The 25905-nt window shown below is 70.6% G+C and carries 21 protein-coding genes; 7 read left to right on the plus strand and 14 right to left on the minus strand.

Features of this window, described 5'->3' with window-relative positions; genetic code table 11:
- Nucleotides 1–28: 28 nt before the first annotated feature.
- From ACZ5GT_RS31580 to ACZ5GT_RS31610, 7 genes are all read right to left on the minus strand, one after another.
- Nucleotides 29–853 carry an ABC transporter ATP-binding protein gene (locus ACZ5GT_RS31580; RefSeq protein ID WP_469033043.1) on the minus strand — a complete coding sequence of 275 codons (825 nt, stop codon included), beginning with the start codon at nt 851–853 and terminating at the stop codon, nt 29–31.
- Nucleotides 853–2700 (minus strand): ATP-binding cassette domain-containing protein, encoded by a 1848-nt coding sequence (locus ACZ5GT_RS31585; protein ID WP_469033046.1) that lies wholly within the window; start codon nt 2698–2700, stop codon nt 853–855. The genes ACZ5GT_RS31580 and ACZ5GT_RS31585 overlap by 1 nt, the downstream gene beginning before the upstream one ends.
- The gene (locus ACZ5GT_RS31590; protein WP_469033049.1) at nt 2690–3721 is read right to left on the minus strand and encodes an ABC transporter permease; all 1032 of its coding nucleotides are present in this window, start codon (nt 3719–3721) and stop codon (nt 2690–2692) included. The genes ACZ5GT_RS31585 and ACZ5GT_RS31590 overlap by 11 nt, the downstream gene beginning before the upstream one ends.
- Entirely contained in the window at nt 3718–5145 is a 1428-nt protein-coding gene (locus ACZ5GT_RS31595) for an amidase (protein WP_469033051.1), read from the minus strand. The genes ACZ5GT_RS31590 and ACZ5GT_RS31595 overlap by 4 nt, the downstream gene beginning before the upstream one ends.
- A 123-nt stretch (nt 5146–5268) precedes the next feature.
- Nucleotides 5269–6849, minus strand: a complete 1581-nt coding sequence (locus ACZ5GT_RS31600; RefSeq protein WP_469033053.1) for an ABC transporter substrate-binding protein — start codon at nt 6847–6849, stop codon at nt 5269–5271.
- Nucleotides 6850–7155: 306 nt separating this feature from the next.
- On the minus strand, nt 7156–7839 hold the full coding sequence (locus ACZ5GT_RS31605; RefSeq protein WP_469033055.1) for a TetR/AcrR family transcriptional regulator: 684 nt from the start codon (nt 7837–7839) through the stop codon (nt 7156–7158).
- Between the two features lie 726 nt (nt 7840–8565).
- Nucleotides 8566–8991 carry a MarR family winged helix-turn-helix transcriptional regulator gene (locus ACZ5GT_RS31610; RefSeq protein WP_469033057.1) on the minus strand — a complete coding sequence of 142 codons (426 nt, stop codon included), beginning with the start codon at nt 8989–8991 and terminating at the stop codon, nt 8566–8568.
- Nucleotides 8992–9272: 281 nt separating this feature from the next.
- Here ACZ5GT_RS31610 and ACZ5GT_RS31615 point away from each other — a divergent pair, with 281 nt between their 5' ends.
- Genes ACZ5GT_RS31615 through ACZ5GT_RS31630 form a run of 4 tightly spaced genes read left to right on the plus strand, consistent with a single transcriptional unit; the run spans nt 9273 to nt 13116 of the window.
- Nucleotides 9273–10190: an SDR family NAD(P)-dependent oxidoreductase gene (locus ACZ5GT_RS31615; RefSeq protein ID WP_469033060.1), complete on the plus strand. Its 918-nt coding sequence runs from the start codon at nt 9273–9275 to the stop codon at nt 10188–10190.
- Nucleotides 10191–10210: 20 nt separating this feature from the next.
- Complete coding sequence (locus ACZ5GT_RS31620) at nt 10211–11089, plus strand: amidohydrolase family protein (RefSeq protein ID WP_469033110.1); 879 nt, start codon at nt 10211–10213, stop codon at nt 11087–11089.
- Between the two features lie 51 nt (nt 11090–11140).
- Complete coding sequence (gene menE / locus ACZ5GT_RS31625; protein ID WP_469033063.1) at nt 11141–12646, plus strand: o-succinylbenzoate--CoA ligase; 1506 nt, start codon at nt 11141–11143, stop codon at nt 12644–12646.
- A gap of 14 nt (nt 12647–12660) precedes the next feature.
- Nucleotides 12661–13116, plus strand: coding sequence for a MaoC family dehydratase (locus ACZ5GT_RS31630; RefSeq protein WP_469033066.1), 456 nt, complete (start codon nt 12661–12663; stop codon nt 13114–13116).
- 620 nt (nt 13117–13736) lie between these two features.
- Here the strand turns inward: ACZ5GT_RS31630 and ACZ5GT_RS31635 are convergent.
- The 4 genes from ACZ5GT_RS31635 to ACZ5GT_RS31650 all read right to left on the minus strand — a co-directional run bounded on the left by ACZ5GT_RS31635 (nt 13737) and on the right by ACZ5GT_RS31650 (nt 19135).
- Nucleotides 13737–14978 (minus strand): acyl-CoA dehydrogenase family protein, encoded by a 1242-nt coding sequence (locus ACZ5GT_RS31635; RefSeq protein ID WP_469033069.1) that lies wholly within the window; start codon nt 14976–14978, stop codon nt 13737–13739.
- Between the two features lie 10 nt (nt 14979–14988).
- On the minus strand, nt 14989–16323 hold the full coding sequence (locus ACZ5GT_RS31640) for a condensation domain-containing protein (protein ID WP_469033071.1): 1335 nt from the start codon (nt 16321–16323) through the stop codon (nt 14989–14991).
- A gap of 542 nt (nt 16324–16865) precedes the next feature.
- Complete coding sequence (locus tag ACZ5GT_RS31645; RefSeq protein ID WP_469033073.1) at nt 16866–17708, minus strand: SAM-dependent methyltransferase; 843 nt, start codon at nt 17706–17708, stop codon at nt 16866–16868.
- A 194-nt stretch (nt 17709–17902) separates the two neighbouring features.
- The gene (locus ACZ5GT_RS31650; protein ID WP_469033075.1) at nt 17903–19135 is read right to left on the minus strand and encodes a cytochrome P450 family protein; all 1233 of its coding nucleotides are present in this window, start codon (nt 19133–19135) and stop codon (nt 17903–17905) included.
- A gap of 298 nt (nt 19136–19433) precedes the next feature.
- Here ACZ5GT_RS31650 and ACZ5GT_RS31655 point away from each other — a divergent pair, with 298 nt between their 5' ends.
- Both ACZ5GT_RS31655 and ACZ5GT_RS31660 read left to right on the plus strand, forming a co-directional pair.
- Complete coding sequence (locus ACZ5GT_RS31655; RefSeq protein WP_469033077.1) at nt 19434–19811, plus strand: YciI family protein; 378 nt, start codon at nt 19434–19436, stop codon at nt 19809–19811.
- Between the two features lie 374 nt (nt 19812–20185).
- Entirely contained in the window at nt 20186–21202 is a 1017-nt protein-coding gene (locus ACZ5GT_RS31660) for an alcohol dehydrogenase catalytic domain-containing protein (protein ID WP_469033079.1), read from the plus strand.
- A 173-nt stretch (nt 21203–21375) separates the two neighbouring features.
- On the opposite strand, the gene ACZ5GT_RS31665 is transcribed toward ACZ5GT_RS31660, so the two are convergent.
- The 3 genes from ACZ5GT_RS31665 to ACZ5GT_RS31675 form a co-directional block, all read right to left on the minus strand.
- Nucleotides 21376–22257, minus strand: a complete 882-nt coding sequence (locus ACZ5GT_RS31665; RefSeq protein ID WP_469033081.1) for a phytanoyl-CoA dioxygenase family protein — start codon at nt 22255–22257, stop codon at nt 21376–21378.
- 5 nt (nt 22258–22262) lie between these two features.
- The gene (locus ACZ5GT_RS31670) at nt 22263–22517 is read right to left on the minus strand and encodes a phosphopantetheine-binding protein (protein ID WP_469033084.1); all 255 of its coding nucleotides are present in this window, start codon (nt 22515–22517) and stop codon (nt 22263–22265) included.
- A 353-nt stretch (nt 22518–22870) separates the two neighbouring features.
- Nucleotides 22871–24289, minus strand: a complete 1419-nt coding sequence (locus tag ACZ5GT_RS31675; protein WP_469033087.1) for an FAD-dependent oxidoreductase — start codon at nt 24287–24289, stop codon at nt 22871–22873.
- A gap of 313 nt (nt 24290–24602) precedes the next feature.
- Here ACZ5GT_RS31675 and ACZ5GT_RS31680 point away from each other — a divergent pair, with 313 nt between their 5' ends.
- Nucleotides 24603–25364, plus strand: coding sequence for a DUF2306 domain-containing protein (locus tag ACZ5GT_RS31680; RefSeq protein ID WP_469033089.1), 762 nt, complete (start codon nt 24603–24605; stop codon nt 25362–25364).
- Nucleotides 25365–25905 lie beyond the last annotated feature (541 nt).

The following is a 25905-nucleotide window of genomic DNA, read 5'->3' on the forward strand; positions in this document are numbered from 1 at the left end:
GGCCGGAAGTCGCACCGCGTCCGGTGGTTCACGCCGTGGCGGGCTCGTCGTCGAGGCGGAACCTCGGGTCACCCGGGACGGACGCGAGGAGTCGAGCGGTGTACGGATGGTCCGGCTCGGCGAAGGTGGCCCCGGTCGGGCCGAGTTCGACGAGGTCCCCGTGCAGCAGGACCGCGACCGTGTCGCTGATGTGCCGGACGACGGCCAGGTCGTGTGAGATGAACAGCATCGTCAGCGAGAGCCGACGCCGCAGATCGGCGAGCAGGTTGAGGATCTCGGCCTGGGTCGTCAGGTCGAGGGCCGAGGTGATCTCGTCGGCGATGACGAACCGGGGACCTGGTGCGAGGGCCCGTGCGATCGCCAGCCGCTGCCGTTGGCCGCCGGAGAACTCGTGCGGGTAGCGGTCCATGCTGTCCGGGTCGAGGCTCACCTGGCCGAGCAGCTCGGCGATCCGGGCCCGGACCGGTCTGACTCTGGCCCGGACCGGATCGAGTGCCTCGGCGAGCGACTGCGCGACGGTGCGCCGCGGGTCGAACGAGGAGTACGGATCCTGCGGGATCATCTGGACCGTCGCGGCCCCCGCCCGTCCGCGCGAGGTGCGCAGCGGGGCGCCGTCCACGAGGATCCGGCCGCTCGACGGCCTGTGGACACCGACGAGTGTCCGGGCGAGCGTCGTCTTGCCCGATCCGGACTCTCCGACGAGTGCGAGGGTGCTGCCCCGGGGGATGTCGAACGAGACTCCCCTGAGCACTCTGCGGGCCGCGACGCCGTGGCCGAGCTCGACGGTGAGGTCCTCGACACGCAGCAGCGCGGTGGCCGCCTGCGGGTCCGGTGTGGTGGCGGTGGCGGACATCAACGGCTCCCTTCCGCGGCCGGGGAGCGGTCCGCGGCTTTGTCGGAAAGGTCGTCCGACGGCGCCCTGCCCGGCTGTGCCGGGTGCGCGTCGGCCGTCCACCGGACCGCGCTGAGGGTTCCGCCGGCCTCGACCGCGGCGGGCGTCGCCGCGAGCAACGCGCGGGTGTACGGGTGGGTGACCGTCCCTCGACGCAGGTCGCCGCCCGTGGTGCGGTCGACGACCCGGCCGCCGTGGAGCACCAGGACGGTGTCGCAGAGCACGCCGACCACGCCGATGTCGTGCGAGATGAACAACATCGCCGTCCCGTGCTCGCGGTTGATGCGCCGGAACTGGCGCAGCACCTCTGCCTGGACGGTGACGTCGAGGGCTGTCGTCGGCTCGTCGGCGATGAGCAGCCGCGGGTTCGTCGTCATCGCGGAGGCGATCGAGGCGCGCTGGAGCATGCCGCCGCTCAGCTCGTGCGGATGCTGGCGCAGTCGCCGGTCCGGCTCGGTGACGTGGATGGCGGCCAGGGCGCGGACCATGTCCTGCGCGGCCTGACGCCTGGGTGTCCCCAGATGCACCCTGGCCACCTCGGTGAGCTGGGTGCCGAGCCTCAGCGCGGGGTTGAACGTGCCGATCGGGTCCTGGTAGACGATGCCGATCTCGGTAGCGAGGCGGTGCTCCGGCGGTGTCGCGAGCAGGTCGAGGTCGCCGAGAGCAAGGCGCGACGCGTTCGCCCGCACGCCCTCGGGGAGCAGGCCCGCGACCGCCATGGCGATGGTGGACTTGCCCGATCCCGACTCCCCCACGAGGCCGACGATCTGGCCGGCCCCGATGGTGAACGACACGTCGTCGACGAGTGTCCGTTCGCCGGCCCGAACGGTCAGCCCGGCGACGGTCAGCAGGCCGTCCGGCTCTGTGCCGGCCACTGCCGCCGCACCGCCCGACGCCTGAGGCGCCTGCGCCGCGCCGTCCTGTGCCGGGGCGGCCGGTCCCGCGGGGTCCGCCGTTCTGGCCGGTGCGGGCGCCGTGCCGCGGGTTCGCGGGTCGACGAGTGAGGCCACGCCGTCTCCGAGGAGCATGGCGCCGACACCGGTGACGATGAGCATGATCGACGGAGCGAGGACGAGCGACGGCTGGGCGAAGATCGACGGCAGCGCCTCGTTGAGCAGTCGGCCCCAGTCGTACTGCGGGTTCTGCACACCGAGGCCGACGAACGACAGGCTGCTGATGTCGAGCAGGGACAGGGTGAAGCTGGAACTGAGGAGCACCAGCAGCGGCCCGCTGATGTTCGGCAGGACATGCCGGCCCAGGATGCGCAGGCCGGGAACGCCGAGCAGGCGCGCGGTGAGGACGTAGTCCTTGTCCGCGACGGTCGCGGCGAGATTCGCCGTCAGGCGTGCGAACCCGGGGACGCCGGCGACGGCGATCGCGACGATCGCGGACCCCATGCCCGGTCCGAGCACCGCCGCGATGACGAGGGCGAGGACGAGCGAGGGGAAGGCCACCGCCGAGTCGATGAGCCGCAGACAGGTCTCGCGCAGCCACCCGGGTGCGAGGTGGACCAGCGCGCCGATCGCGACGCCGACGACGAACGAGGCGGCGGTGGCGGCGGCGGCCATGAGCAGCGTGAGCCGGGTCGCGACGAGCGCCCGGGCGAGGACGTCACGGCCGAAGGCGTCGGTGCCGAGGAGATGCTCGGCGCCGGGCCCCAGCCGGGTGCCGCCGGTGAGCGTCTCGGCGGAGCCGCTCAGCAGCGGCGGGGCCACGAGGGCGACGAGGAGGAGCAGTCCGAGGATCACGGCGCCGGACAGCAGCGACGGGTTGCGGCGCCATCGGCGCGCGGTCGTGTCAGTGGCCACGACGACCTCCCTCGAGTGTGCGGGGGTCGACGATCCCGAGGACGATGTCGACGATGAGGTTGACGAGCAGGGCGAGCATGCCGACGACGAGGATGATGCCCTGGATCACCGGATAGTCCTTGTAGATGATCGCCTGGACGACCTCGGTTCCGAGTCCTGGGTAGGTGAAGACGTTCTCCAGGATGATCGTCCCGCCGAGCAAGGACGTGAGGACGAGACCGCTCAGGGTGAGGACACTCGTCACCAGGTTGGGCAGCGCGTGGCGCAGGTGGAGACGCACGGGTCCCAGGCGGTGGCCGCGGGCGGTCCTCATGTAGTCCTGGGCGAGCACGGAGGCCGTCTCCTGCCGGACGACCCGGGCGATGGCGAAGGCCGGGCCCGTGCAGAGCGCGGCGATCGGCAGGACGAGCGCGCTCGGTGTCGTGGCGCCGCCGGACGGCAGCAGCCCGAGGCTGATCGAGAACAGGACGATGAGGAGGGTCGCGACGACGTAGACCGGCGCCGACGCGAGGAGCCCGGCGAGCGTGCCGAAACCGACGCCGAGCCGGCGGCGGCGTCCGTCACGGGTGAGGACACCGACGGTCATGCCCAGCGGGACGGCGACGGCCAGGGAGAGCAGGACGGCCGGGATGACGAGCTGGACGGTGTACGGCAACCGGGTCGCGATGATGTCCGCGACCGGGGTGTCGAACCGGAACGAGGTGCCGAGCCGTCCGGACGCGATGTCGCCGAGGTAGTGGACGAACCGCGTCGCCAACGGCTCGTCGAGGCCCAGTCGTTCGCGTATCGCCGCGAGCGTGGCCGGGGACGAGCTGGTGCCGGCGATCGCGCGGGCCGGGTCCCCGGGCAGCAGGGGCACGATGAGGAACGTCACGAAGACGAGCAGCAGCATGGACATCAGCAGGCCGCCCGCCCGGCGGACGGCGAACCCGGCCCAGCCACCGCCAAGCCTCAGCCGGGGGGCGCGCCTGACGGGTGCGGTCGGCAGCGGCCCGGTCGGGACCGCGGTTCCGGCGCTCACAGCGCCACCGCGAGTGCCGCGTCGTCCGGGTGCCGCTCGTGCCAGCGGAACCGCGGTTCGAGCTGGGCCGACAGGCGCAGCAGCGTCGCCTCGTCGTAGGGTGCGCCGACGAGTTGCGCGCCGACCGGCAGTCCGTCCGGGGTCGTGTGGACGGGCAGCGAGATGGCGGGCAGTCCGGTGATGTTGACGAACGCGGTGAACGAGACCATCCGGGTCTCGGTGGCCCGCGGGCCGTCCGGGTCGGAGTTCGCCTCGTCGTACACGGGGCCGACCGGTGGCGCCACGACCGCCGTGGTCGGGGTGAGGAGAACATCGAAGTCCCTGCCCCACTGGGCGACCACGCCGCGCGACTCGGCCTGCAGGAGCGCCGCCGTCCGGGCGTAGTCGCCCGCGCTGACCTCGAGGGCGGTCTCCCGGCGGCGCCGGATGTAGGGATCCACCGCGTCGGGATCGTCGACCTCGATGGCGTAGGTGGAGGCACTGATGATCGTCCAGGTGAAGCCCATGATCGCCTCGTGCGAGAACATCTTCGGACGGACCTCGACGACCTCGTGCCCCAGGTCGCGCAGGGCCTGCGCCGCCGTCAGCGCCGCCGTGCGGCACTCCTCGTCGACCGGCAGCCCGGTCGGCGCGTCGAGGAGCAGGCCGATCCGCAGCCGCCCGGGATCGGCGCCGACCTCCTCGATGTACGGGCGACCCGGTTCGGGCGCGCTGTACCAGGCGAGCCGGTCGGCACGGCCCATCACGTCGAGCATGAGGGCCGTATCGCGCACGGTGCGGGTGATCGCGCCTTCGGTCGTCGAGTGTTCCCAGCCCCGGACGAACGCGGGCACGCGTCCCCGGCTCGGTTTGAGGCCGATGAGGCCGGTGACGGACGCCGGTACCCGGATCGATCCGCCGCCGTCGCTGGCGTGCGCCACCGGGGCGAGTCCGGCCGCGACGGCCGCCGACGCGCCGCCGCTCGAGCCGCCGGAGGTGTGCGCCGGGTTCCACGGGTTGCGCGTCTTGCCGTGCCGGGCGTTCTCGGAGACGGTCAGAGCGCCGAACTCCGGCGAGTTCGTCCGGCCGAGGGGGATCGCCCCGGCGTCGAGGAGGAGTTGGACGTCGGGGTCCGTGATCGTCTGCGGGGTGTCCCGGATCGCCAGTGAGGACATCGTGTTGGGTTGTCCCGCGACGGAGTTGAGGTCCTTGATGGGGACGGGGACGCCGTGCAGCGGACCGAGCCGATCGCCGCGCAGCACCGCCCGCTCGGCCCGGACGGCCGCCGCGCGCACGGCGTCGGCGTCGAGCCAGACGACGGCGTTGACGGCGGGGTTGATCCGCTCGATGCGGTCGAGGTAGGTCTCGGCCACCTCCACCGGGCTGACCTCTCTCGTGCGCACCAGGTCGGCGATCTGCTGAGCGGTACTGAATGGATCGATCACCAGGGGGCTCCTGTCAGATAGTGCAAGGGTCTCGGTTGCGGGGCTCCGGAACGGCGCGGGGTTCTCCGTACCGGACGGTGGGGTCCGGCCGCGTGGGTCCCCGCGGGGCGCGGGCGGTGTCCGTCAGCCGGTGATGCGCAGAATGGGGTCGTCGAGCGAGCCGCCGAGCATTCGCGCGCTGAATCCGTTGCGCAGCGCGTAGATGAACGGATCGTTGACCAGCGGCACCGCGTCCACGTGCGAGATCACGGCCTTGGCGGCCTTCTGGTAGGCGGCGCAGCGGGCCTTGTCGGTCGTCGCCTCGGTGCCCTGGGCGAAGGCCTTGTTCAACGCGGGGTTCTTCACGGCGCCGAGGTTGCCGCCGCCTTCGGGGACGGTCGGACCCACGAAGCGGCTGAGCGGGTTGGCGAGGCTGCCGAGGAAGTTGAGGTCGGCGAAGACCGTCAGGTCCCAGGCGTCAGGCTTGCCGAACACGGTCCCGACCCAGGCTCCGACGTCGACGTTGTCCAGGGTGACGTCCGCGCCCGCGGCCCGCAGCGCCTCCTGGATGTACTGGTTTCCTGCGCCGGCCGGCCCGACGACCTGGGGGCCGACGAGGCGGATCTTCTTGCCCTTGAGTACGTCGGCTGCCGCGGCTTTGTCCTTGGGTACGAGGAAGGAGGAGCCAGGGTCGTTGCACGGGACGCCCTTCTGCACGAACATCGTCGACGGCTCACCCGTGTCCTTCGAGACGACCTTGGTGAAGGCGGCGCGGTCGACGGCCTGGGCGACTGCCCGGCGGGTGGCGACGTCCGCGAAGACGGTGCCGGGTCGTTCGTTGAAGAGCAGGTAGAAGTCGGAGAACCGGCTGATGCTCACGCTGTGGCCACCCACGCCGTCGAACCGCGGGATGCCTGAGGCGTCGATCTTGCCGATGTCGAGCTGGCCGCTCGTCACGAGGTTGCCTGTCGCCGTCGGGTCGGGCGAGACCAGGTACTCCAGCGTCCTGGCGACCTTGCCGGGGATCTTCGTACGCCAGGCCGGCCATACCTTGTACTCCGGGCGAAGCGTGTAGGAGTACGAGACGCCGGACTGGGACTTCTCAAGAAGGTACGGGCCGGACTGGGAGCCCTTGGCCTTTCCGGCGGCAAGGGCCTTGAGGTCCTTGAGTCCCGCCGGGCAGACGATGCCCGTGCTCGCGACCGAGAGGCCGGTGACCATGTCGCCCCACGGCCTGGCGAGCGTGATCTTCACCGTCCGCGCCGCGTCGTCGGCGGTCACTTTCACCGTGTTGCCGGGGCCGAAGACCGTGGGGAGGTCGGGCGCCGCCGTCTTCGGGTCGATGTAGCGGTCGAGGGAGTCCTTGACGACCGTCGGCGTGATCGGCGTCCCGTCGGCGCAGGTCGCGTCGGCGCGCAGGGTGAACGTGGCCGAGGTCGGCGTGTTCTTCCACTTGGTGGCGAGCCCGCCGACGAGCCCGCCGTCGTCCTTGCGCACGAGGGTGTCGTAACTGTTCCGGGCGAGCTGGTAGTCCGGCAGGGACAGAGCCTTGGCCGGGTCGAAGCCGGCCGGCACGTCGATCGTCGTCCGGATCTTCGTCGTCGTCGCGGCATCGCCGCCGCTCGGGTCTCCGGACGTCGATCCCGTGGTGGTACAGCCGGCGAGTACGGCCGTCATGGCGACGGCTGCGGTCACAGGGACCGCGCGGGTACGGGTCTGGCGCATGGGTGCTCCTGGAGAGGGATGTCGCGCTCCGCGCAGGTCGCACGGAATCGGGCGGGACGAGCGCGAGCAGTTCGAGGTGGAGGCGGTGCGCGCGGCGCTCGGTGGACGCCGTTGAGGTGGAGGCGGTGCGCGCGGCGCTCGGTGGACGCCGCTTGGGAGCGATCCGTGGAACACTCGGTGTGGAGAGGATGCAGCAAAGTGAACGACGTAGTCAATAGCGTTAACTATCTTTGCGCGCGCCACCCCAGCAGCGGTTTTCGGCCGCGAAAACTGCTGCTGGGCGGTGGCCGCGAAGACTGACGCGCGTCAGTCGCGCGGGAGCGTCGCCGCCTCCGCCTCGAGGGCCGCGAGGAGGATGTCCGTCTGCCGGTGGAAGACCTCGGTCGTGTCGATGCTGCGCAGGTGCTCCTTCGCCGCCTCGGCGTAGGGGTACGCGTCAGGATCCGCCGGCTGGTACTCCTGCACCCAGTTCAACTCGGCGCCGAACCGCTGGTTGACGAGCCGCCAGGCGTTGTTGCTCGCCATGGCGAGGACGAAGTTCGAGAACGCCTGGTAGTGCAGGACGGCTGCCCGGCCGCGCCAGCCGCCGCGGTGGAACGCTTCCAGGACGGCGTCGACGGCACGCAACTCGTGAACGCCTCGGGTAACTCTCCCCATGCAGAGCGCGGCGGCCGCCGGGTGGTCCAGCGCGGTGTTCCAGGCACGGATCGCCAAGTCCCGCAGCGACTCGGTCCACGACTCGTGCGGCGCGTACCCCTCCAGGGAGATCCTGTCCAGCTCATCTGCGACGGCGACCATGATGTGGTCGCGACTCGCGAAGTGCCGGTAGACCGCAGTCGCGGAGGAGGACAGTTCCTTGCCGAGTCGCTGGAAAGTCAGCGCGTCCGGCCCGTCCTCGTCGAGGATCCGCAGCGCGGTCTCCACGATGAGCCTCTGGGAAAGGGTTCCCCGCTGGAGCCGCTTCGGCGACCGCCCCCCAGCAACTGCCACGCGAACGCCTTCCTCGGACGGACGGCGAGCGCACGCGCTGCCGCAACCTGCGTCTCCTTGCCGGCGACAAGGAACCAGCCTATGCGACTGTTGTCGAGTGGATCACCCAGGGCCCGGTCACCGGGGTGGCCGTGGCCGCCGACCGTCCCCTCCGGTCGCTGTCTCGACAGCAGAGGGACAAGCACGGTCGCGGACGAGTCGGGGACAGAAAACGGTCCAGCCGCTTGCCCCAGACACTTCGCAGAGCTTGAAGGCGGGGCAGCCGGTTCAGAAGCCGCACGCACGATCGCTCGATTCCATCGTCATCACACTTGAATCGAGCACATTGATCCGACATCGCGCTTGAAACAAGCACAGCACCTGCCGTTCGCGCAGGAAGGAGAGGCGCCAGCTCGACCAGGGTCTTCACCGGCCCGTCCGCGCACAAGATCGCGTCGGTGAGCTCGAAGAGCGCATCAGCACGGCTGTACAGGCAGTCGTAGAAGTCGACCCGAAAGCGGGACAACACGCGTCCGCTGTCCCGGGAAGAACCGCAGTTCAGCAGGTCAGGTGACCCGCGAGGTCAAACGTCAAGCTTGAGGCATGTTCGTTTCCTCCTTCGTCGTGACGGGGGTTGCGTGGTGGGCTGAGGGCTCGGGCTGGTGGCGGGGTTGGGGCGGATGGGGCAGCGCCTGCTGCCGCGCGGCCTGCGGGGACGGGAGCGCGTCAGCGGTCATCGGCATGGCGTCACCCCAGTCCGGCTTCGGCGACCTTCTGCAGCAGCGTATGGAGAGTCTCGCGCTCGGTGGCGTCGAGGGGCTCCAACAGTTCGTCCGTGACGCGCTGTCCGGCTTCGTCGGTGTCGCGCAGGAAGGATCTGCCGTCCTCGGTGAGGATGATGATCCGGCTGCGGCGGTCGTCGGGGGAGGGGCGCCGCTCGGCGAAGCCCAGCTTCTCCAGGTCGTCCACCAGGCCGACGATCGCGCTCGGGTCATAGCCGAGCGACGCGCCCAGCTCGCGCTGGAGCACGCCCGGCGAGGTGGCCAGGAAGCGCAGCAGCGCGTAGTGGCGCAGCCGCAGGCCCGACTCCTGGAGGGACGAGTTGAACAGTTGCCCGGACCGCAGACCCAGGCGGTACAGCAGGTAGCCCGTGTCCGCGTGCAGTCCGCGCATCCACGGCTCGTGCGCGTCGACCGAGGCGGCGTCCTGCGTCTGCTGGCGGGCGATGGCGGGCTCCCTGGTCTCTGGGGCCTGCCTTTCGGATCAGGCCCGGCGACGCCCCCGGCCGTGGTTGGCCCGATCCGAAGGACAGACCCTGGACCCCGGACAGGGGGTGCGCATGCGTACTGAGCCCAGCATGCCTCAAAGATCGAGCCACAACAACCATTGACGTCAACAATTATTGCTCTTACCTTCGATTTCGACGCTGCATCGCCACCCGAAGGGACCCACTCATGCCGAGCATCGATCTCACCGGCAAGGTCGCCGTCGTCACGGGCAGTGGCCGTGGCCTCGGCCTCGCCTACGCACAGGCCCTCGCCTCCGCCGGCGCCTCGGTCGTCGTCAACGACATCGACGAGGCCGTGGCCGAGGCGGCCGTGAAGTCCATCACCGAGGCGGGCGGCAAGGCCGTGGCCGAGGTCGTCGCCGTCGGTACGACCGAGGCCGCCGACCGGCTCGTGGGCCGCGCGGTGGAGGAGTTCGGGCGGCTCGACATCCTGGTCACCAACGCGGGCATCCTGCGCGACAAGGTGCTGTGGAAGATGTCCGACGACGACTTCGACGCCGTGATCACCACCCACCTCAAGGGCACCTTCACCTGCGCCCGCGCAGCGGCGATCCGTATGCGCGAGCAGGGCGAGGGCGGCTCGCTGATCCTCGTCGGCTCACCGGCCGGCCAGCGCGGCAACTTCGGCCAGACCAACTACGCCGCAGCCAAGGCCGGCATCGCCGCCTTCGCCCGCACCTGGGCGATGGAGCTGGGCCGCGCGAACATCACCGTCAACGCGATCATCCCGGTCGCCGCCACCGCGATGACGGAGACCATCCCGGTCTTCGCCCCCTTTGTGAAGGCGCTGCGCGAGGGCAAGCCGTTCCCGGACTTCCTGCGCAAGGGGGAGGGCTTCGGCACCCCCGAGGACTGCGCGGCCCTGGTCCCCTTCCTCGCCTCCGAGGCCGCCCGGGGAGTCACCGGCCAGGCCATCGGCATCGGTGGCGACAAGGTGGCACTCTGGTCGCATCCGCAGGAGATCAAGACGGCGTACGCGAACGGCGGCTGGACCCCCGAGGCCCTCGCCGACGTCTGGCCGACCTCGCTGGGCGCCGAGCCGCAGACCGTGGGCATCCCCGCCCCGAAGATGCCGGAGGCGTGATGAGCCCCGCCGACCCCGCCATGAACGTCGACGAGCTGGTCGCCATCGACGTCCACACCCACGCGGAGGCGTCGTCGAAGAAGGGCACCTCGTCCCTGGCCGACGAACTGCACGACGCCTCGTCCGCCTACTTCAAGGTGGAGGGCAAGCGGAAGCCCACCCTGGAGGAGACGGCCGCCTACTACCGCGAGCGGAGGATGGCCGCCGTGATCTTCACGGTGGACGCCGAGTCCGCGACCGGCACCGAGCCCGTCCCGAACGAGGAGGTCGCCGAGGCGGCCGCCGCCAACGCGGACGTGCTGATCCCCTTCGCCTCCATCGACCCCTTCCGCGGCCGGGCCGGCGTCAAGCAGGCCCGCCGTCTGGTCGAGGAGTACGGGGTGAAGGGCTTCAAGTTCCACCCCAGCATCCAGGGCTTCTTCCCCAACGACCGCGCGGTGGCGTACGCCCTGTACGAGGTCATCGAGGAGACGGGCACGATCGCCCTCTTCCACACCGGCCAGACGGGCATCGGAGCCGGCGTCCCGGGCGGCGGTGGCATCCGGCTGAAGTACTCCAACCCGCTGCACGTGGACGACGTCGCCGCGGACTTCCCGCACCTCAAGATCATCCTGGCGCACCCGTCCTTCCCCTGGCAGGACGAGGCACTGGCCGTGGCCACGCACAAGCCGGGCGTGCACATCGACCTGTCCGGCTGGTCACCGAAGTACTTTCCGCCGCAGCTCGTGCAGTACGCGAACACCCTGCTCAAGGACAAGGTGCTCTTCGGCTCCGACTACCCCGTCCTCACCCCCGACCGCTGGCTCGCCGACTTCGAGAAGCTGCCGATCAAGGACGAGGTCAAGCCGAAGATCTTCAAGGAGAACGCCGCCCGCCTGCTCGGCCTGACCAAGCCGTGACGACACCATGAGGGACACACCCCATGTGCAATGACGGACAGGGGCACACACATGCGCAATGAGGGACTGGGATCGTGGCCCGCCCGCCGGGCCCGCAAGACCCCCGGCCGTATCGCCCTGATCCACGGGGACACGAGCATCACCTACGCGGAGCTGTACGAGCGCACCACGCGCCTCGCCCACGCTCTGCACGCCTGCGGCGTACGCCGCGGCGACCGGATCGCCTACCTCGGTCCGAACCACCCCTCCTACCTGGAGACGCTGTTCGCCGCCGGCACCCTCGGCGCGGTCTTCGTCCCGCTCAACACCCGCCTCGCGGGCCCCGAGATCGCCTACCAGCTCGCGGACTCCGGAGCCGAGGCACTGGTGTACGCGTCCGGCTTCACCGGGCTCGTCGCGGGACTGCCCGGCGACACCGACGTCCGTACGTTCGTGGAGGTCGGCACCGAGTACGAGGCGCTGCTCGCCGGGGCCGAGGACGAACCGATCGACCAGCCCGTCACCGCCGACGACACCTCCATCATCATGTACACCTCGGGGACGACGGGCCGCCCCAAGGGCGCGATGCTCACCCACGGCAACATCATCTGGAACGCCGTCAACGTGCTCGTGGACCAGGACATCATCACCGACGAACGCGCCCTGGTCTCCGCCCCGCTGTTCCACACCGCCGGGCTGAACATGCTCACCCTGCCGGTGCTGCTCAAGGGCGGCACGTGCGTCCTGGTCGAGGCCTTCGTCCCGGAGGCCACCTTCGAACTGATCGAACGCCACCGGATCACCTTCATGTTCGGTGTGCCGACCATGTTCGACCAGATCGGCCGGCACCCGCGCTGGGCGGACGCCGACCTGTCGTCGCTGCGCATGCTCTCCTGCGGCGGCTCACCGGTGCCGACCCCGCTCATCGCCAGGTTCCAGGAGCGCGGGCTCACCTTCCTCCAGGGCTACGGCATGACGGAGGCGGCACCCGGCACGCTCTTCCTCGACGCCGAACACGCCGTGAGCAAGGCCGGATCGGCGGGCGTCCCGCACTTCTTCAGCGATGTACGGGTCGTACGGCCGGACATGACACCGGTCAACGTCGGCGAGCCCGGCGAGATCGTGGTCCGCGGACCGCACGTCATGCCCGGCTACTGGGGGCTGCCCGAGGAGACCGCCGCGGTCTTCGCCGACGGCTGGTTCCGCAGCGGGGACGCCGCCCGCGTCGACGAGGACGGCTATGTCTTCATCGTCGACCGCATCAAGGACATGATCATCTCCGGGGGCGAGAACATCTACCCCGCCGAGATCGAGGACCAGCTCCTCGCCCACCCCGACATCGTCGAGTGCGCCGTCATCGGCGTACCCGACGACAAGTGGGGCGAGGTGCCGCGGGCGGTCGTCGTCCCCCGGGAGGGCGCTTCACTGGACGCCGACGAGGTGCTGGCGTCCCTCACCGGACGGCTGGCCAAGTACAAGATCCCCAAGTCGGTGGTGGTCGCGGAAGAGCTCCCCCACACCGCCTCCGGAAAGCTCCTCAAGGCCCGGGTGCGCAAGCGCTACGGCATCGATTCGTAGGTAAGGAACGGCATATGAGCATCACCGTGAACGGCATCGACGAACTCAAGAAGCTCGCCGGGAGCGACCTCGGCACAAGTGAGTGGATCGAGGTCACACAGGACCGCATCAACACCTTCGCCGACGCGACCGGCGACCACCAGTGGATCCACGTCGACCCCGAGAAGGCGGCCGAGGGCCCCTTCGGCGCGCCGATCGCCCACGGTTACCTGACCCTGTCGCTGTTCATCCCGCTCTTCACCGAACTGCTCGATGTCGAGGGCGTCTCGACTAAGGTCAACTACGGGCTGAACAAGGTGCGTTTCCCGTCACCGGTGAAGGTCGGCTCCAAGATCCGTCTGGTCGGCAGGCTGGCGTCTGTCGAGGACGTGCCGGGTGGTGTGCAGATCACGGTCGACGGCACGATCGAGATCGAGGGCGCCCCGAAGCCGGCGGCCGTTCTGCAGAGCCTGTCCCGCTTCTACGCCTGAGTCGTGGCGGTTGAGGGGCGCGGGGGACCGCGAACCGGTCGTGGCCGGTCGCGCGGGTGTCCGCGCCCCTTGCCGAGTGAGCTGTCCCGGGTTCCGTGGAGTCCGGTGATCTTGTTTCAGGCGGACTGTCCCGCCGCGGTCCTTGCACCTCGATCAGCTCGGCCTTGAAGGTGCAAGATCGCGAAGTCAGACTGGAGTACTAGGGCCGGTCGTTCGGATCACCCGCTCGGGTCGGTCGCGAGGACACCAGGACCTCGCTCCTCGTGCCCGGCTGATCCGGGGTGCGACGTGGTCGGCGACCACGGTTTCCGGTGTCCACCGGGGTGGTCGTGGAGGCGGCCGGTGTCTCCCGTGTCGCGGTCGGCTGCCTCCCGGCTGCGGCGGACGTCCGGGGGCAGCCGCACCGGTCCGGGACGTTCACACGTGTGCGGCCGGCCGCCCGGACCGGCCGGCGGTGCAGGACCCCGGCAAGAGCGGACCGGGCCGGCGCCCTCCTTGCCGTCGTCGCGTGGGAAGCGGCGCAGCGGGGCCGGGGCGTCCTTCCCGCACGCCGAACGCCCGTGCCGGTGGTCGCAGGCGACCATCGGCACGGGTTCGGAGTACGGCGCCTCCGGCGCGGGTCAAGGACGCGCGCTCTGCAGCCTGAGCTTGGCGAACTCCCGGTTGGCCACGGTGGTGAGCAGCACGGCGGAGCTGGCGTGCGTACGCCCGGTGGAGAGGTCGCGCCAGACCCGTTCCAGGCGAGTTCCCTCACGTACGGCCTGGCTGCCGGCGGTCGGCTGGAGAATCTCGTCGACGGCCCGCCAGGCCAGCTCCGTGGCCTCTCGGCAGGTGACCGCGATCCGCAGGTCTTCCTCGGGGGTGAACGCCCCGACCGGCAGCGCGGACAGCTCCTGCCAGCGCCGCGACGCCGCGAGAACGAGCGTCTCGGCGGCGTCGATCATGCCGCTGGCCTTCCCGTACCAGTTCTGGAAGTCGGGATCCTCCGCCCTGGGCGGGAACGGTGGGAGGATCGTGGTGCGGGAGAACATCAGCTCCGTGTACGCGTCGAGCGCGCCCTGGCACATGCCGACCGCGATGTGCGCGCCCTCCAGGGCCATCGAGCTCGCCGGCGCTCCCCCGTACTGCGGGTGCGTGTGCAGCTCGCGTCCCGGGGTGCCCTCGGTCACCGAGATCTCCTCGAAATTGACCTCGATGCCGAAGTGATCGGGGATGTGCCCGCCGGAGATCCGGATGCTGTGCGAACCGCTGCCCTTGAGGCCGATCTGCCCGCCCCAGTCGTCGAGCATCTCCCATTGATCGCGGGGCGCGATGAACAGCAGCCGGCGTGGCGGGTCCGCGTCCTCCCCGGCGATCACGGTATTGCCGATGAGGTGCGTCGCGTACGGCGCGCCGGAGCAGTACCTCCACACACCGTCCAGGATCCAGCCGCCGTCCTCGGCGCGCCTGGCCGTTCCGTACGGGGCGTTGACGAGCGGCGCGATGAAGTCGCCGCCGCTGAAGATCTCCGCCTGCGCCTTCTCCCCGAACATGCTGCCCGCGAACAGCGAGTGGGCGGCTCCCAGGCAGAACATCCAGCCCGTGGACGGGCAGGCACGGCACAGGACCATCGCGACCTGCAGGAACGTGTCGAAGCCGAACTCGTAGCCGCCGTACCGCTTGGGCACCGTTATGCGGTAGAAGCCGGCGTCCCGGAACGCCCGATGGGTGTCCTCGGCGTAATGGGTCCGCTGCTCGGTCTCGTGCTGGCGCGCCACCAGTGCGGGCACCATGGCCTTGGCTCTCTCGATCAGCACGGCCGGGGTGACGTCGGGCTCGGCCGGCATGGCCGCGCCGCGCGCGGCGTTCTCGGTGTCGGTCATGGCGTCTCCCTCAGATCGACGAGTCCGGGTCGGCGACCAGTTCGCCGATCAGGTCGAGGAAGCCGGCTGCCTGGTCGTCGACCTCGGCCTGCTCGAAGAGGTGGCGGCTGTAGCTGATCCCGCCGACCACTTCGGTGCTGCTCAGGTGCATGGACCAGATCATGCCGTCGGGGGTTTCGGAGCCGAGCGGCTGCGGGATGACCCGCCGCCAGATCGCCGTGTACTCGAGGTCGCCGATCCGGTTGCCCTGCATCAGGTAGGGCGGCTGGACGGCCTGGAACAGGGTCGGTACCGCGTCGGGGCCGGCCGAGGACATCAGCTCGGGCGCCTCGGCGAGGAGGTGCAGCAGCGGCAGCTCATGCGCGAAGGCGCCGACGCAGGCCGTCCGGGTGCGGGCGACGACATCGCGGAAGGTCCGGCAGCCCTCCAGATCCACCCGCAGCGGGGTGAAGTTGAAGAACGACCCGACCGTGGACTGGAAGCGGTGCTCACGGCCCGGTGTGAAGGTGGGCACCACGATGTCGGTCGCCTGGGTACGACGGTTCACGAAGACGGTGAACGCGGCGAGCAGCACCATGAACGGCGAGCTGCGCGTCGCCTTCGCCAGCCGGGACACCTCCGCGCTCAGCTGCGCGTCGGTCGTGAACCGGTGATAACTCGTCGCCGGGGCCTGCCCGGTGCGGTGCACCGGCGCGACCAGGATCTTGGCACCGCGCAGCGTCTCGCGCCAGTACGCCCGTGAGGCGGCCACCTTCGGCCCGGCGGCCTCCTCCTGCTGCGCGGCGACGTAGTCCCGGTACTGGGCCGCCTCGGGAAGCTGCGGCTCCTTCCCGGCCGCGCGAGCCGTGTAGCACTCGGCCAGGTCCCGCAGGATCACCTGGATCGACCAGACATCGGCGGCGCTGTGATGGGCGCACAGCACGAGGACGGAGTCCTCCGCGTCGAAGCGGCCGAGAACGGCTCGCAGCAGCGGGATTTGGTCGGCCGGGAACGACCGGGTCTCCGCCTGGATCATGAGCTGCTCGGCGCGCCGGTCCCGGTCCGCGCCCGGCGGCTCGTCCAGGTCGACCAGTTCCAGCTCGGGCTGTACGGCGGGCAGCACGCTCTGCCCGCCCTCGTCCTCCAGGTGCACCACGGTGCGCAGCGCCTCGTGCCGCTCCACCACATCGGCCAACGCCAGACGCATGGCCGGCACGTCGATACGGCCGTTGACCCGCCACGCGAAGACCTCCGTGTAGTGCGGCCCGAACGGCCCGGCTTCGAAGCCTTGGGCGAACATGCGGAGAAACTGTTGCTGCAGTGAGAGCGCCGCGGTTGCCTGCTGGGGGTCCGAAGTCGTGGTCATGTGGGATCTCTCCTCAGAAAAGGCGGACGCTGCCGTTGTGGAGGGTGTCGATCAGCGTGTCGCGTTCGAGTTCGGTGACGGCCAGGCCCGGCCGGCCACACCCCGGCTGTCCCCGTCGGTCGGCACGCCGTGAACGCCGGCCGGGGCCGATCGTCCGGTTCTTCGTGGCCGGCGTGGTGGCGGCGACCGCGCGCGATCACCAGGAACGGAGCGGCCGGCCGTGGAAGTTCACGCCGTGGAGGTTCACGCCGTGGAAGTCTCGTGGCCGGTGAGGAACAGCGGGTTGTCGTCGGCCGGTACGCCCGGGTGTGACGGGTGGTCAGTACATTGCTGTGTGGCCGCGTCTCGATTCTCTTCACGGCTTCGAGGACCGCGCATCTTCGTGATTGCCGCCACCCGCGCACCACCCACGACCAGCGGATTCCACCAGAAGACGACGGCCGCTGGTCCGCGTGCCATGGCGGACCTCCAGCACGTCGGCGCCGTCGGTCCCCGGTCCAGCCGGGTCTGCGCGTACCCCTGCAGCGATCGCTCCTGGCGGGTCAATTCCAGGGCTTTTGAACGGTGATGATCGCGTATCCGATCTGGCTCGCCCCGGGTGCGAAGAAGTTCTCCAGCGTCTGCCGGAGTTCGTCGACGGCGGCCTCGCCGAACCGTGCGGCCAGCTCGTCGCGCCGCGTTTCGACGGCCTGCAGGTACTTGGGGCCCATCCCGAACACCCGCGGCCCGCACTGCAGGTACTCCACCGGCTCGAACCCGGCCTCTCGCAACGGGTCCAGCCACTCGGCCACCGACAGCAGCCACTTCGCCCCGAAGTCGGCGGCGAACTGGCTTGCGGCCACGACGCTGAGGCCTTCCCGGGTGGGCTCGGCCAAGGACAGCCGGGCGCCAGGGCGCATCACCCGGTGCAGACTGCCGAGCGTGTGCCCGAGGTCACCGACGTAGACGAGGGACTCCATCGCCACCACGGCGTCGAAGCTGCCGTCCGGGAAGTCCATCGAACCGTAGTCGCCGACCTGGAACGTGACCTGGCCGGCCAGCCCGGCCGCCCGGGCCCGGGCATGCGCCTCGGCGACCTGGCGGGTGCTGATGTTGACACCGGTGACCCGCACCCCGTACTCGGTGGCGAGCTGGATGGCCGGGGCGCCGAGGCCGCAACCGACATCGAGGACCCGGTCACCCTCGCGCAGCCGCAGCGAATCCGCCACTTTGCGGGTCAGTCGCTGCGCCGCCTCGATCAGGGGAGCCTGGTCCTCCTCGTCGTACCAGTAGGCCAGATGCACCTGACCGTCGTTGAACACCCCCGACATGTCGGACGACTCGTCGAACATCTTGGCGATCGCGGCCGTCTCCGGCGTCCCGCCCGTGGTCGTCGCGCTCTCCATGCCTTCTCCTCTCGCGCTGGGACCAGCTTCACCGAGCCTTCGCCCCAGGGTCGCAGTGGTGGTGGCGGCAGGCATCTTCCCTGTTGCGCCGGTCGCCGCGACGACGGCTCACAGGCCGGCCCCCGTCCTCCTCCGCCTGCCGGGGCCGGGAAACGGGCCGCGCGCCCGGGCCCGGGCATGCGCGTCGCGCCCTCTCAGAGACGGACCGGCAGCGCGCGTCGGCCGTTCATGATGAACGTGCCCTGACTGGCCAGTTCGTTCGGCTCCACCGCCAGTCGCAGCCCGGGGAAGCGCGTGAACAGCGCCTCCACCGCGATGCGCACCTCCATGCGGGTCAGCGCCGGGCCGACGCACCGGTGCACGCCGTGGCCGAACGCCATGTGCCGCTTGTCCGCGTGCCGGGCGTCGAACTCCCCGGCGGCGGCGCCGTGCAGCTCCGGGTCGCGGCCGGTCGCGGCGTAACCGACCACCACCGGGTCACCCCGGGAGATGGTCACGCCGGCGATCGTGACGTCCTCCGTCGCGAACCGGAACGGCAGGTGCGCGACCGGCGCGTCGGTGCGCAGCGTCTCCTCCACCACGTCGTCCCAGTCCACCTCGCCGCCCACCGCCAGGGCACGCTGGTCGGGCCGGGTGAGAAGCGCCAGCGCGGTGTTCGTGATGAGGTTCCTGGCCGGTTCGGCGCCGGTGTTGAGCATCAGCTGTGCCAGGCCGACCAGTTCGGCGTCGGACCCGCCGCCCGTCCCGGACACCGGGCACCCGCTCGGCCCGGCCGCGATCAGATCACTGATCAGATCCTCGCCCGGTTCCCTGCGCTTCTCCGCGACCAGGGCCTCGATCTTGCTCCGCAGCAAGGCGAACTCCGCAGCCGCCTTCCGCGGGTTCGGCTCGACGTACCCGGCGCGGTCCAGGATGCCGTCCGGGTCGCCGTCGGGCACGCCGAGCAGTTCGCCGATCACCCGCGACGCCACCGGGTGCGCGTACCGCACCTTGAGGTCGACCGGCTCGCCGGGACGCCCGGCCGTGTGCTCGGCCAGCTCGTCCAGCGCGCGCGTCACGATCCGCTCGACGCGCGGCCGCAGCATGGCGATCCGCCTCGGGCTGAACGCGCCCGCGACCAGCCGACGTTGACGGGCGTGCGGCTCACCGTCCGCGGTGGACATGTTGTCCATCCGAGCCCAGGCGATCAGCGGGAAGTCCGGGCCGAGGGTGCCCTCGATGTACGCCGGCCAGTGCCGCCGGGCGTTCTTGGCGAACCGCTCGTCCGCCAGGACCTGCCGGGCGGCGTGGTAGCCGGTCACCGACCAGGCCGCGACCCCGCCGGGCAGCAACACCCGGGTGACCGGCCCGCGGGCCCGAAGCAGGGCCGCCTCGCCGTGGATGTCGGTCCCGGCCGGATCGATGACGTATGGCGGATCGTCGTCCACGTCTACCTCCTGTGAGGACGGATGGATACCGATCACTCCTATGGTGTCCAGTGGCCGCCGCCACGGGCGTCTTCCACGGTGCGGACTCGGTTCCTGCCGAAGGTGACTGGTCGCCGTACCGCCGGTGCCGGTCCTCCTTGGGACACGGGCACTCTTTGCGGTGACCCCGGGGCCCCATCAGTGGATCTCGTACAGTGGCCTTTCGTAGGGTGAGCGACGTGATCCACCCGATCGCTTCCACCGGACTTCGAGTATTCGTCCGGTTCGCACGTGAGACCCGAGGAGGCCGAGGGCCGACATGAAATACCTGCTTATGATCTACGGCAACGAGGAGAAGTGGGCTTCGATCCCGGCCGAGGCCCTGGACAAGGAGATCGCGGAGCAGGAGGCCTGGAACTCCCGCTACCGGGCCTCCGGCGAGCTGCTCGCGGCCTACGGTCTGGGCGACAAGAGCGAGGCCTCCCTGGTACGGAACAAGGACGGCGCCCCTTTCTCCACCGACGGCCCCTACCTGGAGGCCAAGGAATACGTCTGCAGCCTCTACCTCCTGGACGTGGAGTCGGCCGAGCGAGCCCGTGAGATCGCGGCGGACATGCCGCGGGCGAGTGAGGACCCGGTCGAGATGTGGCCGATCCTGCATGACGGATTCGCACCGAAGCCTGACGGCAACGCCTGACCGGGGTTCCACCGCCCCAACTCCCGGCGGGAGCCGGGGCGGCGCGCCGTGTACGACCGCAACCTGCTTTCCCGGGGCAGCAGTTCGAACCCGGTTCAGAGAGCGGTGCGGGCTGCCAAGAGCATTCCGGAAGATGCCTGCCGGCCGACCGGGTGTGAGGCTGGCGCCGGTCGAAGCTGCTGAACGTCCGCAGCGGCCGGCGGTTCTCCAGGGATCCGCGCCAGCACTGGACTGCGTATGCCAACGGCGGGGTCGGGAAGGGGACTTCCCGCTCATCGGCCGGGTCCTCATGGACGGTCCGCCCACCGAGCACGGCACCGGCCACTGTCGGCTGCGCAGCCTTCCTTACGTCTGAAGCCGGAGGATGTACGCATATGAAGGCAGCCGTCGTTCCCGCGGTCAACGCCCGCTGGGAGATTCAGGAGGTCGCGACCCCCCGGCCGGGCCCGGGAGAGGTGCTCATCAAGGTGCACGCGTGCGGGATCTGCCACAACGACATCTGGACCACCCAGGGCGTCTTCCCCTTCCCGACGTGCGAACCGGCGATCACCGGGCACGAGGCGGCGGGCGAGATAGTCGAGTTGGGGCCGGGAACCACGACCCGTCAGGTGGGTGACCGGGTCGGCACCACCTGGGTCCAGGCCACCTGCGGCCGATGCTCCTACTGCCGGCGCAACCTGCCGCTGACCGGCCAGTCCGGCATGATGTGCGCGGCGTCGGTGATGACCGGTCTGACCGTACAGGGAGGCCATGCCGAATACCTCTGCGTGGCCGCCGGGAGCACCGTGCTGCTCCCCGACGGGATCGACTACGCGACGGCCGCGCCCGTCCTCTGTGCCGGCTACACGGCGTGGAGCGCGCTGCGCGCGAGCGAACCGCAGCCGCACGAGCGGATCGCCGTTCTCGGTATCGGGGGGCTGGGGCACATGGCCGTGCAGTACTCCCGGGCCTGCGGGTTCGAGACCGTCGCCATCACCCGCTCGTCGGACAAGCACGAACTCTCCGCGAAGCTCGGGGCCGACCTCGTCGTCCGGGACGGGGAGGAACTGCGGGAGGCCGGCGGCGCCGACGTCGTCCTGGTGACAGGTACGTCGTACGAGGCCGCCACGGACGCGCTGCAGGGGCTGCGGGTCGGCGGGCGGATCGTGCTGGCCACCATCGACCCGGCGGGTTCGTTCACCATCGGCCCCGCCAGTCCGTTCTGGGCGCGGGGCCAGCGTGTGTTGGGCGCCACCCACAACGGACTGCGGCATCTGACCGAGGCGCTCGACCTGGTCGCGGAGGGTGCGGTCACCCCGATGACCGAGATCTTCCCGATGGACAGGATCACGGACGCCGTCGACAAGGTGGCTCAGGGAGACGTCCGTTTCCGCGCCGTCGTGACGTACTGAGCGGTCCACCCCAGCTCCGCTACTTCTCACCGGAGTTGCTTCAGCGTCTCGTGCTCGGCGGTGGTCAGCCGGTCGTCGTGTTCACCGGCGGCCGGTGAAGCCGCAGCCCATAAAGCAGCAGCCGGTGCGCCTGCTTTCGCGATGGCGCACCGGCTGCTTTCGGCTCACGACCACTACTTCAGCGGATTCGCACCGCGTGGCCGGGTGGCGAGCTCCTGCTGGGTCCGCTCCAGCAGCAGGAGCGGGTCCTGCGTCTCGACCTGGCCGAGGCCGGGCGGGCAACGTTCCCAGCCGAGCAGCCGCTGCACCTCCTCCGGCAGGGTCAGCACGGTCTCCCGGGGAACGGCGAGATACTGGTTCTCCTCCTGCCGCAGGTTGCCCAGATCGAGCGCGACGGAGAGGCTGTACCGCGGCGAGTCCGTGGTGTTGGCTCCGCCGCCGTGGTACACCCCGCCCGGCCAGAGCAGGGCGGAACCGGCGGGCATGACTGCCGGAACCGCCTCGGCGTACGCGGGGGCCCGCTCGTCGTCCCAGTGGTGGCTGCCGGGGATGACCAGGGTCGCGCCGTTCGCGCTGGTGAAGTCGGTCATCGCCAGCATCAGCTGCAGTCGGCACGGTGGTCCCGGATGCCGCCACAGATGCATCGCGTCGTCGCGGTGCAACGGCTGCCGCCCCTGGCCCGGATCGATTCGTATCGCCTGGGTGAAGCTGACCTGGATACTCGGAGTCACCTCCATCCGAACCCTGCCGATCCACATGTGCGTGGGCTGTTGCAGCAGGCGCCGGGCCGCGCCGAGGAACTGCGGCTGAAGGACCACGCCGGTCATGTGGCGCGGCGACCGCTGGAACAGGCTGGACAGCCGCTTGGTCTTCTTCCCGTCGTAGCCGCTCTCGCTGTAGCCGGCCGTCTCCAGGCCGGGTCCGAGGTCCGCCCGGAGCCCGGCGAGCGTCGCGGGATCGACGAAGTCCTCGACGATCACCGCTCCGTCGGACTCCAGGATCCCGACGACTTCGTCGAGCGGGGTGGCAGGGGTGACGTGGGTCAGTTCGGCCATCCCATTCACCCCTCCAAGCGGGCCAGTATGTTTCGGGTGAGGGTCTCCAGGTCCGGGTCCTCGAACAGGTCGCCGATGTCGAGCGTGATGCCCAGTTGCTCCTCGATCTCCGCGGCGATCCGCACGGCGGCGATGGACTGCCCATTGAGCTCGACGAACGTGGCTCCCGCCCGATCGGAGCCCGGCCCCAGGACGTCCGTCCAGATGGCGGCGACTCGCTGGACGACGTCCGCGGTGGCCGCCGGCTGCTGAGTGGTCATGTCATTGCTCCTCACAGGATTTCAGGGATATCGGGTGCGGGCGGGCGTGCCCGCAGGCCGGCCGCCCGTACAGTTCGAAGTTCGTGTCGGGTGCATGTCGTGTGAGGGGTCAGCGCCTTGATGCCCCTGCACGACCGCGCCGACGTCGCGGCGTGCCGGACGACGTGGCTGTGGTCGTCCCTCAAGAAGGCGCACAGGTCGGTCGGTTCGCGGCCCAGTACGCCGGGATATGACTTTCGCAGCCACGCCAGCCGCGACACATCTCCTGAACTGCCGTCTCGGCAGGTCCACGACGGCGTGGCGTACGTGGCACCGGGACCCGGTCAGCGGGGTCCCGGTCAGCGGTATCCCGGTCAGCGGTGTCCCGGCCGGCTCGGGGCGGCCTCGGCCACGGCCGGCGGCACGGCGGCCGGCACGGCCGGGCCGCGCAGCGCGTTCAGCAGGACCCGGACGATCATGCCGGGGCGCATCAGCTGCTCCGGCCGGTCGAGCATCCCGGCGGCGCGCATGTACCCGCGGGTCACCGAGCGGTCGCGGGTCGCCGCGACCTGGACCATCGCCAGGTAGCGCTGGCCCATCCGCACCTTGAGGTCCCGCTTGCCCTCGACGCCGTCGAAGCCCAGGTCGACGGTGCGCGTCATCTCCCACGGCGGGTCGATGACGTCGCGCGCCAGGTCGCGGAAGTACTGCCGCCCGTCCGGCGTGGCGCCGGAGTGCAGGTGGCGGCGCAGGGTGAGGGCGGACAGCGCCGCGACCGTCATGCCCTGCGCGTAGACCGGGTTGAAGCAGGACACCGCGTCACCGATGACCAGCAGTCCGGCCGGGAAGCGGCTCATCCGCTCGTACCGGCGGCGCTGTGTGGTGGGGAACCGGAAGGCGACCGGCTCGTCCAGCGGCTCGGCGTGCTTCAGCGCCTCGTGGATGTCAGGGACGGGCAGGCCCTTGACGAACTGGTACAGCCCCTGCTGGTCCGTCGGCGGGTGGTCGCCGAGGATGCCGTAGACGGTCATCAGGGTCGTGTCGCCCTCGGTCTTGGTGAAGATGACACCGCGCGGGACGTCGGGGGAGGCGACAGCGATGATCGCGAGGTCGCCGTTGTAGGGATCGGCCTTCATCCGGTAGTTCTGGGTGACGTAGCCCAGGCCGATGTTGGTCCGCTCCTCCTCGACGCGCGGGTAGCCCATCTCCTCGAGCCACACCGGGGTGCGCGAGCCACGCCCGGTCGCGTCGACCACCAGGTCGGCCGCGATCGTCTCGCCGGGCGCGCCGCTCCTTTGCACCTTGACCCCCGTCACCCGCGCGTGGTCGGCGGTGGCGATCAGGCCCAGGATGTCGCAGCGTTCGACGAACCGGACGTTCGCCAGTTCGGCCGTGCGTTCGCGGATCCGACGCTCCATCAGCGGCGCCGTGGCCGGCACCGCGATGCAGCCGATGTCGGCGCGTTTGACCGGGCGGCCGCGGAAGTACCAGCGGACCGAGCCGGAGAAGTCGCCGACCGGGGTGCCGTCGGCGATGAGCTGGTCGGTGATGCCGGGGTAGAGCTCTTCCATCACCATCCGGCCGCGCACATGCATGGCGTTGATGTGCTTGCCCTGGGGACGGCCGCGGCGCGGCCCGTCGACGCCGGTGACCTTGTCCCGGTCGACGACCAGGACCTCGTCGTAGGCCTCGGCGAGCACACGGGCCGCGAACAGCCCGGCGATGCTGCCGCCCAGCACTACGGCGCGGGTCGGGTCGCCGGCGGCCGCCGACCGGGGTGTTTCCTTGGGCATCCTGCCCACCTCCTGGGGATCGTCCTGGGGATGTCGGGAGTCCGCGGTTCCCGGGTTCTCGGGGTTCTTCCGGCGGTCGCGGGAGACCGGGCGGACCGCCTCGGTCAGCCGCCCGGGGTGAAGGGGACCGGCGGGTGAGCGCGACGCCCTTCACGATGTGGTCTGCGGCGAGGGCCTGGCATCTCCTTGATTGCGGCCCGGTCGCGGCCGGCGGACAAGCCGCAGAACGGCACGTACGAAGATGCCGCCGGGACGCTCAGGCCCGATGCTCTACCTGCGCTTCACCCCAGCCGTGAGAGAGCCGAGGACAGGCATGTCTCAGAACAGGCAACAGACGAGCCTCCAGACGAACCCCCTGGAGGACCCTGACACTGACCAGCGGCCCGCAGCAGGCGCGGAACGGCCTTGGTGGAAGAGGTACTACCCCTGGTACGCCGTCGTGGGCGGGGCCGTGCTGTTCAACCTGCTGTACGCGTTCCCCCACTACTTCACCACGGACCCCAACGCCTCCCGCAGCCAGCTCGACCCGGGCTTCCACCCGCATTTCGCGTTCCTGGTCGCACACGTGGTCACCGGCAACCTGGCCCTGGTGACGATGATGCTCCAGGTCTGGCCCCACCTGCGCCGCACGCGGCCCCGGGTCCACCGCTTGGTCGGCCGGGTGTACGTGTTCGGCGCGGTGATCCCGACGACGCTCATCGTGCTGTTCGTGCTGGTCCCGCACCGCGCCAACCACGGCAGCACCGGCCTCGCCTGCAGCGCGGTCCTGTGGCTGGGTACGACGCTGTACGCCTGGCGCAAGGCACGCCTGCGCCGTTACGCCGAGCACCGCCGCTGGATGATCTACAGCTTCTCGCTCGCGCTGTTCACGACCTACGGCCGCATCGTGGCCTGGATGATGATGCACTGGGGTCTGCGGGTGAACATCGAGGTTCTGATCGAGGTCACCAGCTGGGGCGCATGGATCATCCACCTGCTCGCCGCGCAGGCCTACTTGGAGTTCACGGCGCGCCGGCGCGACAAGAACCTGCCCGCCGGGCGGTTCAACCCGGCGACCGGGGCGGTCCGGCAGTAAGCCCGTTGTTCGACCTCGCACGCCACCCGACGTGCTGGGGGACGGCCGCTGAGACGAGTTTCCTGCGGCTCGAAGGGCGCCCCGAGCTGATCGGGGCGTTCACGGCCGATCGGGCCGCACGCGGAAGCCGGTGCGGGCCGATTCCGCCCGCCGGGGAGAGGCCCTGACCCCGGCGTTCGCGGCGCACGGCGTGGAAGCCGAGTGCGTACGGCGCTGTGCGGACGGTGCGGTGGGCCGGTCCGATCACGCTGACGCGGCGGACGGCGCGCCGGCGCCTGCACCGGTCCGAGACCGGCACGGTGGCGCACCGTCTCCGCCTCGTTCGACCGCGACGCGTCCCGGCCCGGCGCGCGCGTCAGCCCCTGCGCGGACACCGGCCCCGCGGCCGCGACGACGGCCGCGAACACCTGTCGGCAGGCCCCGCACAGGGGCTGATCGTCCATCCCGGGCCGCCGGACCGGCGGCCGGGGGTCAAAGCCCGGCGCAGGACGGGGCGGGCACCGCCGCGGTGGCCGTGCCGTGCGCGGAGGCAAGCACACGT

The sequence above is a fragment of the Streptomyces sp. NPDC031340 genome, assembly GCF_055569945.1.

What these genes read in the sequence shown, in the direction of transcription:
- ACZ5GT_RS31580 (WP_469033043.1), bottom strand. Translation starts at nt 853, where the DNA reads ATGTCCGCCACCGCCACCACACCGGACCCGCAGGCGGCCACCGCGCTG.
- ACZ5GT_RS31600 (WP_469033053.1), bottom strand. Translation starts at nt 6,849, where the DNA reads ATGCGCCAGACCCGTACCCGCGCGGTCCCTGTGACCGCAGCCGTCGCC.
- ACZ5GT_RS31610 (WP_469033057.1), bottom strand. Translation starts at nt 8,991, where the DNA reads ATGCGCGGACTGCACGCGGACACGGGCTACCTGCTGTACCGCCTGGGT.
- ACZ5GT_RS31615 (WP_469033060.1), top strand. Translation starts at nt 9,273, where the DNA reads ATGCCGAGCATCGATCTCACCGGCAAGGTCGCCGTCGTCACGGGCAGT.
- ACZ5GT_RS31620 (WP_469033110.1), top strand. Translation starts at nt 10,211, where the DNA reads ATGAACGTCGACGAGCTGGTCGCCATCGACGTCCACACCCACGCGGAG.
- menE (WP_469033063.1), top strand. Translation starts at nt 11,141, where the DNA reads ATGCGCAATGAGGGACTGGGATCGTGGCCCGCCCGCCGGGCCCGCAAG.
- ACZ5GT_RS31630 (WP_469033066.1), top strand. Translation starts at nt 12,661, where the DNA reads ATGAGCATCACCGTGAACGGCATCGACGAACTCAAGAAGCTCGCCGGG.
- ACZ5GT_RS31635 (WP_469033069.1), bottom strand. Translation starts at nt 14,978, where the DNA reads ATGACCGACACCGAGAACGCCGCGCGCGGCGCGGCCATGCCGGCCGAG.
- ACZ5GT_RS31640 (WP_469033071.1), bottom strand. Translation starts at nt 16,323, where the DNA reads ATGACCACGACTTCGGACCCCCAGCAGGCAACCGCGGCGCTCTCACTG.
- ACZ5GT_RS31645 (WP_469033073.1), bottom strand. Translation starts at nt 17,708, where the DNA reads ATGGAGAGCGCGACGACCACGGGCGGGACGCCGGAGACGGCCGCGATC.
- ACZ5GT_RS31655 (WP_469033077.1), top strand. Translation starts at nt 19,434, where the DNA reads ATGAAATACCTGCTTATGATCTACGGCAACGAGGAGAAGTGGGCTTCG.
- ACZ5GT_RS31660 (WP_469033079.1), top strand. Translation starts at nt 20,186, where the DNA reads ATGAAGGCAGCCGTCGTTCCCGCGGTCAACGCCCGCTGGGAGATTCAG.
- ACZ5GT_RS31665 (WP_469033081.1), bottom strand. Translation starts at nt 22,257, where the DNA reads ATGGCCGAACTGACCCACGTCACCCCTGCCACCCCGCTCGACGAAGTC.
- ACZ5GT_RS31670 (WP_469033084.1), bottom strand. Translation starts at nt 22,517, where the DNA reads ATGACCACTCAGCAGCCGGCGGCCACCGCGGACGTCGTCCAGCGAGTC.
- ACZ5GT_RS31675 (WP_469033087.1), bottom strand. Translation starts at nt 24,289, where the DNA reads ATGCCCAAGGAAACACCCCGGTCGGCGGCCGCCGGCGACCCGACCCGC.
- ACZ5GT_RS31680 (WP_469033089.1), top strand. Translation starts at nt 24,603, where the DNA reads ATGTCTCAGAACAGGCAACAGACGAGCCTCCAGACGAACCCCCTGGAG.